The sequence below is a fragment of the Natronoarchaeum sp. GCM10025321 genome (assembly GCF_042663585.1).
Classification (GTDB): domain Archaea; phylum Halobacteriota; class Halobacteria; order Halobacteriales; family Natronoarchaeaceae; genus Natranaeroarchaeum.
Genome location: NZ_JBHTAN010000006.1, coordinates 510,677 through 524,033 on the forward strand (window position 1 = coordinate 510,677; position 13,357 = coordinate 524,033).

At 59.7% G+C, this 13,357-nt stretch carries 16 protein-coding genes and 1 pseudogene; 10 read left to right on the top strand and 7 right to left on the bottom strand.

Translation table 11 applies throughout. The features are described 5' to 3' along the window. Positions 1-50 precede the first annotated feature (50 nt). A complete protein-coding gene (locus tag ACFQL3_RS05400; RefSeq protein ID WP_377052108.1) occupies positions 51-710 on the top strand; it encodes a helix-turn-helix domain-containing protein in 660 nt (219 codons plus the stop codon). Positions 711-824: 114 nt separating this feature from the next. On the opposite strand, the gene ACFQL3_RS05405 is transcribed toward ACFQL3_RS05400, so the two are convergent. Beyond that, on the bottom strand, positions 825-1,073 hold the full coding sequence (locus tag ACFQL3_RS05405) for a DUF7508 domain-containing protein (RefSeq protein ID WP_377052110.1): 249 nt from the start codon (positions 1,071-1,073) through the stop codon (positions 825-827). Between the two features lies 1 nt (position 1,074). Then, positions 1,075-1,512 carry a DUF5796 family protein gene (locus tag ACFQL3_RS05410; RefSeq protein WP_377052112.1) on the bottom strand — a complete coding sequence of 146 codons (438 nt, stop codon included), beginning with the start codon at positions 1,510-1,512 and terminating at the stop codon, positions 1,075-1,077. Positions 1,513-1,618: 106 nt separating this feature from the next. On the opposite strand from ACFQL3_RS05410, the gene ACFQL3_RS05415 reads away from it, so the two are divergent. From ACFQL3_RS05415 to ACFQL3_RS05445, 7 genes are all read left to right on the top strand, one after another. Then, complete coding sequence (locus tag ACFQL3_RS05415) at positions 1,619-2,470, top strand: shikimate kinase (RefSeq protein WP_377052114.1); 852 nt, start codon at positions 1,619-1,621, stop codon at positions 2,468-2,470. After that, positions 2,428-2,733 (top strand): chorismate mutase, encoded by a 306-nt coding sequence (locus ACFQL3_RS05420; RefSeq protein ID WP_377052116.1) that lies wholly within the window; start codon positions 2,428-2,430, stop codon positions 2,731-2,733. The genes ACFQL3_RS05415 and ACFQL3_RS05420 overlap by 43 nt, the downstream gene beginning before the upstream one ends. A 178-nt stretch (positions 2,734-2,911) precedes the next feature. After that, on the top strand, positions 2,912-3,232 hold the full coding sequence (locus ACFQL3_RS05425) for a hypothetical protein (RefSeq protein ID WP_377052118.1): 321 nt from the start codon (positions 2,912-2,914) through the stop codon (positions 3,230-3,232). Further along, positions 3,233-3,772, top strand: coding sequence for a hypothetical protein (locus ACFQL3_RS05430; RefSeq protein ID WP_377052120.1), 540 nt, complete (start codon positions 3,233-3,235; stop codon positions 3,770-3,772). 617 nt (positions 3,773-4,389) lie between these two features. Next, the gene (locus tag ACFQL3_RS05435) at positions 4,390-5,739 is read left to right on the top strand and encodes an RNA-guided endonuclease InsQ/TnpB family protein (protein ID WP_377052122.1); all 1,350 of its coding nucleotides are present in this window, start codon (positions 4,390-4,392) and stop codon (positions 5,737-5,739) included. A gap of 218 nt (positions 5,740-5,957) precedes the next feature. After that, positions 5,958-6,188 (top strand): hypothetical protein, encoded by a 231-nt coding sequence (locus tag ACFQL3_RS05440; RefSeq protein ID WP_377052124.1) that lies wholly within the window; start codon positions 5,958-5,960, stop codon positions 6,186-6,188. Positions 6,189-6,197: 9 nt separating this feature from the next. Further along, on the top strand, positions 6,198-6,614 hold the full coding sequence (locus ACFQL3_RS05445) for a PIN domain-containing protein (RefSeq protein ID WP_377052126.1): 417 nt from the start codon (positions 6,198-6,200) through the stop codon (positions 6,612-6,614). 366 nt (positions 6,615-6,980) lie between these two features. On the opposite strand, the gene ACFQL3_RS05450 is transcribed toward ACFQL3_RS05445, so the two are convergent. The 3 genes from ACFQL3_RS05450 to ACFQL3_RS05460 all read right to left on the bottom strand — a co-directional run bounded on the left by ACFQL3_RS05450 (position 6,981) and on the right by ACFQL3_RS05460 (position 9,345). Next, positions 6,981-7,367: a PIN domain-containing protein gene (locus ACFQL3_RS05450; protein ID WP_377052128.1), complete on the bottom strand. Its 387-nt coding sequence runs from the start codon at positions 7,365-7,367 to the stop codon at positions 6,981-6,983. Then, the gene (locus tag ACFQL3_RS05455) at positions 7,364-7,609 is read right to left on the bottom strand and encodes an AbrB/MazE/SpoVT family DNA-binding domain-containing protein (protein WP_377052130.1); all 246 of its coding nucleotides are present in this window, start codon (positions 7,607-7,609) and stop codon (positions 7,364-7,366) included. Before ACFQL3_RS05455 ends, ACFQL3_RS05450 begins: the two co-directional genes overlap by 4 nt. Positions 7,610-7,755: 146 nt before the next feature. After that, on the bottom strand, positions 7,756-9,345 hold the full coding sequence (locus ACFQL3_RS05460; RefSeq protein ID WP_377052132.1) for a hypothetical protein: 1,590 nt from the start codon (positions 9,343-9,345) through the stop codon (positions 7,756-7,758). A 432-nt stretch (positions 9,346-9,777) separates the two neighbouring features. On the opposite strand from ACFQL3_RS05460, the pseudogene ACFQL3_RS05465 reads away from it, so the two are divergent. Both ACFQL3_RS05465 and ACFQL3_RS05470 read left to right on the top strand, forming a co-directional pair. Beyond that, positions 9,778-9,998 (top strand): annotated as a pseudogene (locus tag ACFQL3_RS05465) (IS6 family transposase); the annotation flags it as partial. 153 nt (positions 9,999-10,151) lie between these two features. Then, positions 10,152-10,967 carry a hypothetical protein gene (locus tag ACFQL3_RS05470; protein WP_377052134.1) on the top strand — a complete coding sequence of 272 codons (816 nt, stop codon included), beginning with the start codon at positions 10,152-10,154 and terminating at the stop codon, positions 10,965-10,967. A gap of 208 nt (positions 10,968-11,175) precedes the next feature. Here ACFQL3_RS05470 and ACFQL3_RS05475 read toward each other — a convergent pair whose 3' ends face one another. Together ACFQL3_RS05475 and ACFQL3_RS05480 are read right to left on the bottom strand one after the other, a co-directional pair. Then, positions 11,176-12,726, bottom strand: a complete 1,551-nt coding sequence (locus tag ACFQL3_RS05475) for a PH domain-containing protein (RefSeq protein ID WP_377052136.1) — start codon at positions 12,724-12,726, stop codon at positions 11,176-11,178. Further along, positions 12,723-13,232, bottom strand: coding sequence for a PH domain-containing protein (locus ACFQL3_RS05480; RefSeq protein WP_377057022.1), 510 nt, complete (start codon positions 13,230-13,232; stop codon positions 12,723-12,725). The genes ACFQL3_RS05475 and ACFQL3_RS05480 overlap by 4 nt, the downstream gene beginning before the upstream one ends. Positions 13,233-13,357: the final 125 nt, after the last annotated feature.

Here is a 13,357-nt window from a genome sequence, read left to right on the forward strand (position 1 = left end):
CTGCCTCACTGATGGGGTTGTTTTATACAGTGTCTCTCTGTATAGCCGGTGTGAGGTTCGTCCGTATCAGTCTCGAACTTCCGGAGTCGTTTCGGCACCCCATGCACCAGTACGTGGTGAGGGAATCGGCGTATCAGGGGTCGAAACTGCTGCACTGGCAGGCCCCGTCGGGTGGGAGTCTGGAGATGATCTTCCGTGTCACTGGGCCCCAGGAGCCGTATGTCGACGCTATCAAAGAGGTCGACATCGTCGAGGAGTATCACGTCTCTTCGGTCGGCGAGTCGTTCTACCTCTACGTCCGCGAATCGCTCTCCCCGGGAGGGGCCTCGATCGTCAGGGCGTTCGATCGGGCCGGGATCGTCATCGCACCGCCGATCGAGTACCGCGAGGACGGGAGCATGCGCCTGTCGCTGATCGGGGAGTCGGCCGAGGTGCAGGCCGCTGTCGAAGACGTCCCCTCGGAGCTAACGGTGGACGTACTCGAAGTAAGTCGGTACGACGCGCAACCGTTCGAGACCAGCACTCGACTGACGGCCCGCCAGCGCGAGGCCGTTCGAGCGGCGGTCGAGTGTGGCTACTACCAGTCGCCGCGGGAGGGAGAGCTGTCGGCGGTTGCCGACGTGCTGGGCTGTTCGCCCGGGACCGCAGCCGAGCATCTCAGAAAAGCGGAGGCCGTCGTCATGGAACAGGTCGTGGATCCGATGGCGTGAGTTACCCGCCGGGTGCTCCTGGTGCTCGGCGGAGTGAGTTATCCGTCGAGGCGCTCCCGGTGCTCGGCGGAGTGAGTTATCCGTCGAGGCGCTCGCGGTGCTCCGCGGAGTGAGTTATCCGTCGAGGCGCTCGCGGTGCTCCGCGGCAAGCGACTCGGCCTGCTCTTTCGTCTGGGTTTCTTTCCACCGCACAGCATCCGCGTCCCGGTAGCCTACGGCGCTTTTGAGTTCGTCCTTGAGCATCCCCGTCTCGACGGCTAGCACGTCGCTATCGGCGGTGCCGTACTCGATGAGGCCGTAGCGGTTCGGCGCGGCCCGAGCGGCCTCGCGGTCGAGGTCGCGCCACTGCGTTCGGAGCGGCATCTTACTCCTCGTCGCTCTCATCGACGATCTCGTAGGCCCGTTCGCCCATCTCGTCCTCCGCAAAGACGAACACGCGTCCGCGGGCCACGGCCGGGTCGGCTTCGACGATGACCGAGTGGCCCTCTGCGGTGGCGTGTACGCCGGGGAACAGTTGTTTCTCCTCGCCTGGCTCGACGTAGACTCGGCCCACACCCGTCGTTTCGAGGATCGAGTCGTGGGTATCCAGATCGTTGACGTACATCATTACGCCCTCTGTCTCGGTCGGGTCGGTGACCAGCACCTGGACGAGTTTTCCGGGGGCGGTCCGCACCGTCTCGTCGGCCTTCTTCGGCGGTCCGTGATAGAACACTTCGCGGCCGTCGAGATACTCGACGGTGATTCCCTCCTCCTCGAGAGAGATTCCGAGCGTCGATGGTGCGACGTGGTTGCGTGCGCTCATACGTGCAGGTTGGACCGACGAGGGGAAAAGCGCCGCGTTCGCCTGTCGCGGAGCGACGCCCGGCGGAAGAGCAAGAGGTAAGTACACTTTGTGACTCTATCACAGCATGAACGGGACGGCGGAAGCGCCTGCTGCGGGAACCATACTGAACGCGCTCGCAAGCGGCAAGGGATCGGCGTTCGCCATCGACGAGTACACCACAGCCACGGTCTCGCTGACCGATAGCGAGGGCGTCGACGGCGAGATAGACGGCGCACCGGAGGCCGACACGCGCCTGATCGAGCGCTGTGTCGAGTTGACGACCGAGCACTACGGTGCTGGCGAGGGCGGAACGGTCACGACGGAAAGCGAGGTGCCGATGGCGTCGGGGCTCAAGAGTTCCAGCGCGGCGGCGAACGCAACCGTTCTCGCCACGCTTGACGCCCTGGACGTGGCCAGTGAGGTCGATCGCGAGACAGCGTGTCTGCTCGGCGTCGAGGCCGCTCGCGACGTCGGCGTCACGATCACCGGAGCGTTCGATGACGCCTCGGCGTCGATGCTCGGCGGCGTCACGGTCACCGACAACACGGAAGACGAACTGCTCGCCCACGAGACCGTCGACTGGGACGTGCTCGTCTACACCCCGCCCGAGCAGGCGTTCAGTGCGGACGCCGACGTCGAGCAGTGTCATCGGATCGCGCCGGTCGCCGAACTGGTCGCCGAACTCGCGGTCGACGGCCGCTACGGGCTGGCGATGACGGTCAACGGCTTCGCCTTCAGCGCCGCACTGGAGTTCCCGACCGCACCCGCTATCGAGGCACTGCCCGACGCCTACGGCGTCTCGCTGTCGGGGACCGGCCCAAGCGTCGTCGCGGTCGGCGACCGAAAGGCACTCGAAGGGGTACGAGAGAGTTGGAATAACCGACGTGGGACCACATGGCTGACAACGACACAATCCAAGGGCGCGCGGACGAGATGAGCCTCGACGAACTCCGCGAGGAGATCGAAGACATCGATCAGGAGATCGTCGAGTTGATCGCACGGCGAACCTACGTCGCCGACACTATTGCCGGCGTCAAAGAGCAACAGGGCCTCCCGACGACCGACGAGTCACAGGAAGAGGCGGTGATGGACCGGGCGAGCGATAACGCCGACCAGTTCGACGTCGACCGGAATCTCGTGAAAGCGATCTTCCGACTGCTGATCGAGTTGAACAAGGCGGAACAGCGGGAGAGCCGATAGCTCGAAATTCGACAATATAAGCCGTATGGAGTCCGTTCACTCTTCGGAATGTTCTTGTGGTAGCTGCTCTTTCGATTCAGGCTCGGTGAAAAACACCGTGTCAGGGTTCGGTGGCTCCGAAGGATGTGGTAGTGACGAGAGCGCAAGCGTTTTGCTCCTGTACTCACAATGTACACATATGGGCTCCGAGTCCAAGAAGAAGCGCGTCCAGTTCCGTGCACCGAGGGGACTGGTAAACCGGGCCGACGCGCTCGCTGCGGTGTTCGAGACGGATCGGACGGACATCCTCATCTCCGCGCTTCGGGACTACTTGCGGGACGCCGCGCACTCCGACGAAATGAAACAGGAAATCGCGGAGGCCTTCTACGACGACGACATCACGTTCGAGGAACTGAAAGACCTCGTCGGGCACGAGGAGGCCGCCAACTTCCGACTGCTGAAAGAGCAACTGACCGACGAATTCGTGGACGAGGTCGCAGAGGAGCTGGCCGACTCGTAGATGGTTCTGATAGTCGCCGACACGTCGGCTCTCGTAAGCCTGGGGACGGTGGCGGGCACCTCACCGAATCCGCTCGACCTTCTCCTCGATTCGCACACCGTGGTCGTCCCAGAGCAGGTCGTCGACGAACTCACCGAGACGGCGTCCTACGACGACGCATCCGGTGAGGCGGCACAGGCGGTTCTCGACCGTCGCTCTGCGTTGGAGACTCGTTCCATCGAACTGGACGAGACGTTCCCGCTGGACGACGGTGAGAACGCGGCAGTCACGCTGGCGAACGATATCGACGCTGTGCAACTGCTCTGTGACGAGTTCAATCGACTTGCGCTCGTCCACGCCTCGCTGGCCGAGACCCGCATCGTCACGACGCCCATCCTCCTCACCGCACTGGTTCGCAACGACGCGATCTCGCCGGACGCTGCCGACGAGTTTTTGGCCGAGATGAGTGACGCTCGCAGTTGGTCGTCAAACTCTTACGTCGAGCGGGCGCAGTCCACGCTTCGACAGCAACGCGATAACGAGCAACCCGATCCGAAGTGATCGACTCGTTTGATACGCGCTAGCCGATCGGAACGACTCTCCGTAGAGCAAGGGCACTTCATTTCAATAGTCCACCGATAAACGCCCTTTGTATCCTGAATTCTGTCGTATTGGACGTGTGGTTGGACACTATCTTGATACAGCGAGAGAATCCCGCCGTTCACGGCGGGCGTGAATCGCGTACGCTCTGGTAAGAAACCGCTGCGTTACTGCTGGTCTTGAGTCTCCAACGCTTCAAGACCCGCTTCCAACACTTCTGCATACGCTTCTGAAAGTTCCAAGTCGTTTGCTTCGGCGTAATCTTTCAGACGACCGTGTAATCCGTAGGAAAGGTCAATTGCTGGCCTCATGTGACTTTCCCGTACTTCTCATAGCAGTTTTCGGCATGGTGCGGATTCTCCTCTTTGCACTCGGGACAGACGAACAGGTAGCTGTCCGGTTCTTTCCCATGCTTTTCTTCAAACCGTTCCCCTGCGGCCTGTCGATCCTCGAAACAACCAATCAAATCAACGGTAGTCCAATCGTCGGTCTCTCCACAAATGTAACACGTAAGCGGTGTGTCAACGGTCATGTCTTACAAGACTTATTTGACGTGGAGACGTGAAAAGAATTGTGGCATGAAGCGTACCAACACGTTCGTCGTGCGACCGCTCACCGACGACGATGAGCAGGTGCTACGCGGCCTGTTAGACGCTTCCGCCGCTCTCTGGAACGAGATTAACTACGAGCGTCTCATGCGCTACAACGACGAAGACGGCTTCGACGGTGACGTATGGGACGCCGATACAGGGCGTCTCGAAGGCAAATACAAAGCCGTTCTCGGCGCGTCCACCGCTCAAACTGTCCGGCGAGCAAACAGCGAAGCGTGGCGATCGTTCTTCGAGAACAAGAAAGCGTATCACGACGAGTCCAATACGTCAGTCACGGAACACCCGGAACCGCCGGGCTTCCGTGGTAACGAGGACGATGGTCGTGTTCTCAAAGGCGTCGTCCGAAAAGACGCATACAGCGTCGAATGTGGCGACCGCTCCCGGCTCGAGATGGTCGTCGGAAAAGAACTCCGAGACAAGCACAACAGCCCGAAAAGCCGTCTCCGTCTGGAAATCGTTGGCGACCCGAATTGGCCCGACTACGAAGACCAAGGCCGACTAGAGCTGTGGTACGACGAGACTGATTGCACCTTCCGAGCTTCGCAACCTGTGACTGTTTCTGACGATGCACGGGACACTCCACTGGCCGACGAGAAGGCCGCTCTGGACATTGGTGCGAACAATCTCGTCGCCTGTACCACCACGACCGGCGCGCAATACCTGTACAAAGGCCGCGAGTTGTTCCAACGATTCCGTGAGACGGCACGCGAGATCGCTCGGTTGCAGTCAAAACTCGAAGAAGGCAGGTACAGTAGCGAGCGTATCCGGCGGCTGTACCGGAAACGGACTCGTCGCCGCGACCACGCACAAGAGGTACTGTGTCGTGACCTGCTGGAACGGCTGTACGCCGAAGGTGTGGATACGGTGTATATCGGTGGCTTGACCGACGTGCTGGAAACACACTGGTCGGTCGAGACGAACGCCAAGACCCACAACTTCTGGGCGTTCAAGCAGTTCACCGAGCGACTGGCCTGTACCGCCGAGGAATACGGCATCTCGGTCGAGGTCCGATCAGAGGCGTGGACCAGTCAAGAGTGCCCGCAGTGTGGCGGCACAGACCGAACGACACGGCATCAGGACACACTCACCTGTCCGTTCGGATTTGAAGGACACGCCGACCTTACAGCCTCAGAAACGTTCCTGAGACGGTACACAGAGAAAGCAGTCAGGCCGATGGCACGGCCCGTGCGGTTCGAGTGGGACAGCCACGAATGGCTGGAGTCACCACGCTCTCACCGTCCCAAAGAACAGCGCACAGACCCGAGTACCGTCCACCGTGACGGGAATGTTGCCTCCGGGGACTCTCAGACAGTCTGAGACTCCCACGGAGGAAACCCCGTCGTTCACGACGGGGAGGATGTCATTCCAGAGAATCCATTATGGATTTCACCGACTTGAACAAGGCCGAGCAGCGGGAGTCTCGCTGAGGTAATCCGATTTCAATGGTTCAACCCTTTCCAGAGGCATCCCTGGGAACGATACACGAAACGCATTCACCGAAAGACACAGTATTCTGTGCGCACATAGCTTTCTGTATGCCAACGATCACGGTCAACGTCGGCGACGACCTCAAAGACCGGATGGAGAGACACCCCGAAATCAACTGGAGCGAGGTTACCAGACAGGCCATCCAGAAAAAACTCGAGACACTCGAAGTGATGGATGAACTCACGTCCGGGAGTGAACTCACCGAGAGCGACGTCGCCGATATCGCTAACAAAATCAACGAGAGCGCACACGAGCGCGTCGAAGAAGAGTCGGAGTAGCCTCGACGAATGAAACTGGTCGTCGATGCCAACATCGTCATCTCCGCGCTCATCGCCGACTCGAAAACCCGTGAACTCATCGTCACGCTCGAACCTGACCTCCTGACACCCAAATTCGTCTACGACGAGATCGAGAACTACACGGAGTTGATTGTCGAGAAGTCAGGGATGACTCCAGATCGAGTCGCGCAGTTCGTCGAACTCCTGTTTCAGTATATTGAGGTCGTCCCCGCCGACGAGTTCTATCCGCACATCGAAGAGGCCGAAGCAGCGATCGGGGGAACCGATCCCGACGACGTGCTATATGTCGCGTGTGCCTTCGCCAAGGACGCAGACGTTTGGAGCGATGATACCGACTTCGACGAACAAAATCTCGTCGAGACCCATTCGACGAGCAACGTGATCGATTCATTCGACACGCTCTAACCGATCGGAACAACCGCCAGTAGAGCAAGGCGCCTCTATTTATATGTTCTATCTACAGACGTCTTCTATCTCTCGAATTCAGGGGAAAAGTCTGTGACACGACGCTATTTTCACGAGATTCCAGTATGGATTGCATCGAACTGAACAAGGCCGAACAGCGGGAGAGTCGATAGCCGGAAGAACGGCTGTTACAGAACGTTTATGAGAATATTAGTACGATCCGCGTCGGGTCTCGACGCCATCCAACAGATGTTCGGACTCGATGTACAGCCGGAAGATTCGACGCAGGCCTGTGGTACATGCGGCCACGACAATCACTACGAGTACCACGCTTCGTTCAGCTGGGACGATATCCTCCGTCCGTAGTCATTCCTCGTCGGTCGGTTCGAGCGGGACTCGTTCTACCTTGATATCTTCGTAGTCCCTCTCAGAGGAGAGTACGTCCATCCCCCGCGTTTCCGCAGTTGCTGCGTGGAACGCGTCGAACGGCGTCATTCCCTCGTTGTAGTAGTTGACTGCTTTCAGCACTACCTGTTTCTCTTCCTCGTTTCGTACAGGGATGAGTTCGAGCAGGTTCGCCACCAGCGGAACGTAGTCGAACTCGTAGCGTTCTCGAGCGAGGAGGAGTTCGAGATATGAGAACGGTGACGTTTCGACGTCGTACTCGACGAGGGCGTCCTCAGCGGAGCCCTGCAACCAATCAGTGTCTTTGGCGAGTGCGAGCAGGAAATCAGTCTCGACGTACACCGTCATCTGTCGCCGCCGGCCTCCTGAGCTTCGTTTTCTGCCTCCGCCTCGATGTCCTCTTGGATCTCCTCGACGGATGCATCGTGAAGCTCGCCTGCCGCTTCGCGGACAGCGGCGAGTGGATCGTCCGCGACTGGGATCAGCTCGATTCTGTCCTCGTACATGACGATGTGGTACTTTTGGCCGTACTTCTCGCGCACCTCCTTTGGGATGTACAGCCGTCCCTGCCCATCCGTTTCTGATGACATAGCGAGACCTACGTCACCACAGATAAAGAATCTTACCATCATATCGTATTTGATGGTTTCAACCGAATCGTTTCGATAGTGTATATAATGGATTTTATCGAGTTAAACAAGGCAGAGCAGTGGGAGAGTCGCTGAATGGAGGCGACTCAGTTGATGCTCTTCGAGAGTTCAGCCCCCGCTTTGAACTTCACTTCGTTGGACGCCCGCCCTGCATTCACCAGGTGAAGAATCGGCGCATCCAACGGACAATGTAACACGGTAACCTCACCGTGAGCTCCGTCAGTTTCTCCGTTAGTACCAGAGTCAGCCTTCGAGTAATCATTCCTTCCCCACGCATACAGTTTCCCCCCACCATCTTCCGAAAGCACGCGAGCCTCAACCAAGGAACTGACCGACCCTAAATCAAGACGCGCCCCCCGCCGAGCCCGTTCAGTTGACAACGACCGCGACAGCGCGTCGTTGTAATCCAAACAGCACTCACCATCGACCACGGCTTCTACACCGACCACTTGCGTTCCCCCCGCAATCGTCAATGCCGTCACTGAATCCGGATACAGCGCCGCATCATCGAGAACCCACCCACCCGTGTAGACGAGCTGTTCGTCACTCCGACACCGCTTCACGTACAGCAACGCAGGAAGCGGGTACGGACACTCCGGCGGCTGTACCCACACCTGACAGACGACAGTCGGTGTCTCCGACCGTGCCCCAGATTCCGACCCCCACCCGCTCAAGTCCGACGGCTCGTACGCCTCACCATCAACAGGGCACACGAGGACCGACGGGCCTACCGCAGCTTCCGGCGGGTCATTCACGACCGTAACCCCCACATCTGTCCGCAGTGTGCGGAGACCCCCACCTGTCACAACCGGCCCGGAAATATCCGCTTCCAGATGGTTCGACTTACAGAGAATTTCGTTCGCGACGCTAGAGTTCACTGCTTCAGAACACACCGTGTCGTCATCTTCGTCACTATCTTCAGCTACCGCCGAGGGTGGATGAGTACTTCCCCACGCGTACACGTTCCCATCACTGTCAGCCGCGGCCCGCCCCGTGAGATAATCGATGAACCGTTGCGGAGTCACTTCCGCTGCGAGACTCCCGTTTCCGCCGGGAACGTCAGCATCGGGCAAACACACCGTAAACCGTCCGGCCACGACCGGCGCATCATCCAAATACCGAACGATCTCATCAGCTTCGTCGTCAGTACGGACGCCATCGGGGGCTGCAATGCTTCGATTGCTCCGAGGGGAGTTGTAGTCTTCGAGCCGTTCGATATCCCCCTCGACGATGTCCCGGACCTCGTCGACGGCGGTTGCCGCTTGGTCCCATTCCTCGTCGCCGACGTGTCTCTGTGCCTGCTGAACGAGCTTCGTTCGGTGGTCTGCGTTCTTCAGAACCGTCACACACACGTCATTAGAACAACGCTCTAACGTCGCCTGTATCCTGTCAATAGTGCCCATCATCTCCTCAAAACGCTCTGTGATTGGCTTGTTGGTTTCTGGATTCCGACCAGTTCGTGCACTGCGCTTGCTGATAGCTTCTGCGGCCTCGTTCGTCTGACCGAGGAGCTGTGTCTCCAGTTCTACTGCAGCATTGCGAACATCGGCCTCGTCCTCAACGCCGTCAGCATCCGAATCCAAGTCATCCGGTCGAGCAGCGGACCGGTTACTCCGAGGGGTGTTGTAGTCCTCATCGCGGAGCGCGACCGAAGTCACCCACGCTTCGAGCTCCACGTCCCCAGAAAGCAATCCAGACCCAGCTGAAAACGTCGGAGTCAGCCGACTCACGTGTGGTTCACCGACTGAGTCGTCTTCGCCTGCAAACACTGCTGCCGGTGATGCGCCAGTATTCGTGACAGCCGACGCCACTCGACTCACACAACCGCTCAATCCGCCGACTGCGACGACTCCACTCATCGCGAGGAGTCGACGCCGACTAATGGTGGCGTGTGACATACGGCCTGCGTCACCGTCTGGTCTCCGTGAACTCATGATCACTTCCTCAACGAGAGCACATGATATAAGTTTTCTTATGATATTGCGTGCAGTACGGTCCAGACGACCGAACAACCAGTACGGATCGTTCTAATAAAGGCGAATGGAGCAATATCCGGAGAGTAGCTGGGGCGAGGTCACCTATCAGTATATCTATGGGAATATCGAGGCGCTCGCCACGAATTGAGCGGTCAGCTCGACTATACCGATCGGAACCACATCGAAAAATGGTTCCAGACTGTGATATGCGGATCGACCGTTTTCACTCGTTTTGGCGGGGCAGTCAAGGTAGCGCGAAACGGTGGCTGCGGCGGTTTAGGCACTACTACAACCGATATCGGCCAAATCAAGCGCTAGATGGCCGCATGCCTGCCGAGGAAGTGCTGAACTAGACAGTGCCCTCTATGAGTATTTATGGTAGTATTGACACTATTTGGCTAAGCCACTGAGTAGCCGGCCCGAAACCCGGTTTTCGACCCGTCGTAGGCTAGACAGAACCCATGACCCATTGGATTGATAATACTTGATCTCCGAGTAATTGCTGCATGGAGAAAGAGCATGGCCGGCTCAACGGCGACGCACGTGTTCTACACCGAAACGCGGTCAGAACACCGCTTGCGACTATCGAGGCCGAGCGGCTATTCCATCAGAACATGATGCGCGTAGCGGACGCCAGAGAACAGAAGGCGGCGATGCTCGCCGATCCGAACGTATCATTATTGACAGCATACGAAACGGAACTCGACCGCGTCGCCAAGAGCTTTGAGCGACGACTCGAGCGCATTGCCGGCCCGGATTACAGAGCGGTCGCAGCGGCGTATGGTCGTGGTGAACGCGACGACCGGGTCGGTGAACTCACTTCGTACTATCTGGAGGCACTCTGGCGGATCCAGCAGCGAACCACCGTCACGGACATGTTGTTCTCTCCAATCATTGTGCGGTATCCCGATAGCTTCACGATGAACGTCCGGTTTGCCAGTGGGTATACGACGAATGAGTCTATACTGTATGAATCGCCGGGACACTTGACAGAGGATCTCGACGAGGAACACGCCGAGACGTACTATATCGAAAGCTCGTACTCCCAACAGCAGGCGGCCGAGTACATCAGAGACACGGCACAGATCATCCGCGAGGAGTTCCCCGACCCGGACGAGACTCCGTTTGAAGAACGGAAGTGCGGGGGTATCGTCATGGGGGGTGGACGGCGGGGAACGACCTTCTCGACGCTGGTCCAGCCTGTCGAACCCGATCCGGAACGGTTCTCCGAACAGGTCGAAGTATCGACGCTGGTCGGTGAAGGTAAAGAGGCAAGACGGACAGAAGACGAGTTGTTTCCCGAGGCTGAAGTCGTTATTTGATATCCTATTCCTCCCTCTCGACCGTCAGCAGTATGCTCGTTCAGATGGCCGATAGCGTCCCGATCAACGGGCGGGGATTCGTCCGCTACAGAGAGGTCGGCTGGGTGGATAGTCGGTGTGACACTTGGTCGTCGCGAAGAGACCGATAGAGAGTCGTTCGAGCGTCAGTGGTTCGTCTCTATTCGCTCGGGAAACAGGTCGGTCACGATCACTCACTTGGCGAGACCGACGGCGAGTCGCCGGCCTCTGGTCCCGACGTGGTGGGATCGAACAGCCTGTCTTCGGGCGCGATCCGTCCGGAGAGCGATTCCTGAAGCCGGTCCGCTACCTCTTCGCGCAGTTCGTTCGCCCGCTCGCGGTCGATATCGATCGCTCTTGCGTCCTGGCCGATAAGGCTCCGCGAACCGGCGGTGTCAATGGTGAGGGTTGCGAGTCTGCGGCGGCGCTGGAAGATGGTCTGCCTGTCTAGCACGGTCTGGACGCGGTGATAGGGCACGACGGAAGTCGTCCGGTTCCAGAAGCCCGACCGCGTGACGACGTGATCGTCGACGAGCGCGTACCCGAGATGTTTCCACTTCAGATGGGCACCGATCGGTACCGCCACCACGCCCAGGAGCATCCAGTACCACTCCAGGTTCGGCACCAGATACAGTTCGGCGAGATAGGCAAGGCCAGTCAGGACGGCCAGTACGCCCAGATAGCGGACGAAGTACCGCTCCCGGGCGCGTTTGGGCGGGCGCTCGAACTCCACATCGCCGTACGGTTCGATGGACTGGGCCAGACGGAGCACCCGGTCGCGTTTCGCGATCGGCACTGCGGACTGCGAACCACCCGACTCGCCGGGCGAGTAGCCTGCCGTCTCGATGAGCAGGGAGGCGTAGCCGACGGCGCGTTCGAGGACGTTCTCGCTGATTGTCAGCGTCTGGACTTTCTCTAGCGGGATCGTGCCGCTGTAGCGCTGGAGCAGGCCCCGCTCGAACCGGAGTTCGTCGCCGGTCCGCACCAACTGGAACCCGTAGTAGTTCGTCACCGAGATGATGCCGCTAGCGATCGACGTCAGGAGATACAGGACGATCGCGGCCAGCGGTGCGACGACGTACAGCGGTCCGGCATAGACCGCCGGGTTCGACAGCGCAGGCGAGATGAACGGCACTGCGAGGGTCAACAGCGGGAGCAACCGGAGATCGATCGAGACCAGACCGAGGACGGCGAGTTCGCCCTCGGTGATCTCGAACAGGCGTTCGGTCTCCCGTTCCGGGACCTCCTGCTCCTCCTCTTCGTCCGCCTCGCTCGCGCTCTCGCTGCGTGAGCGGCGTCGCTTCCGCTCGCTCAATTCGTCCTGGAGTCGCTGGGCTTCCTCGAAACTGACGTACTGTAACTGTGCCTCGGCGGAACTACCGCCCGCGGTCTCCAGTGAGACCTCCGCGATGCCGGCGAGTCGCTGGACCACGTTTCGGCTGATACCGACGTTCTGGATCCGTCGGTAGGGGATCTCCCGATCCCGCCGCGAGACGACGCCAGAGGCCAGATCGAAGGTGTCCTCGGTGAGTTCGTACTCGAAGCGCTGGTAGTAGAGTAGTTCCCAGACGACCGCACCGATGAGTCCCAGGAGGATCGCCGCGCCGAACACCAGCGCGCCGGTCGTCCCGCCGATAAAGGCGGTGCCCGAGAAGCCGATAATGAAGACGATCCAGAGGAAGTTCAGCGCCGTCTGGACGCTCCGGTACGGCACCGAGAGAGGGTGAAGCTTCGTCGTCATACAGCGTCGTCGCCCTCGGCGAGGATCGCCATCCGCTTCAGTCGGTTCTGCAGGTCGTCAGCGCCGTCGGCGGTCAGGCCGGGAATGGTTACGTCGGCCCCGCGCGACCCGGCGGTGTAGACGACCGCCGATGCCAGTCCGATGGCGCGCTCGACCGGGCCACGGCTTGCGTCGACGTGCTGGATCCGGACGTACGGGACGACGGTCCGTACGCGCGTCACGACGCCACGTTCGAGATACAGCGCGTCCTCGCGCACCTCGTACTCCCAGACGCGGTAGCGCAGGACCGCATGAAGCACGCCGATCAGGGCGAAGACGCCGAAGACGGCGGGCCCAACCCAGAGGCCGATGCCGGTAACGCCGATATCGATCGCGCCGACGATAGCGCCGAAGAGGGCCGCAGAGAGCAGCGACTGGACGACCCAGACGATCCGGACCTTGGGATGTAGCGACTGGGGCGGGACCGTTAGCTCGGACGCCGAGACGTCTTCGAGTTCCTCGCGCAGGTCGTCGGGCGTCGCGGAGCTGTCGTCGAGATCTGTCGTCGAGTCGGTTGCGCCGTCGTCGGAGTCTTCCTCGCGCGACGACGGCTCGGCCTCTGTAAAGCCGTCCGCGGCTATCGGTTCCTCGC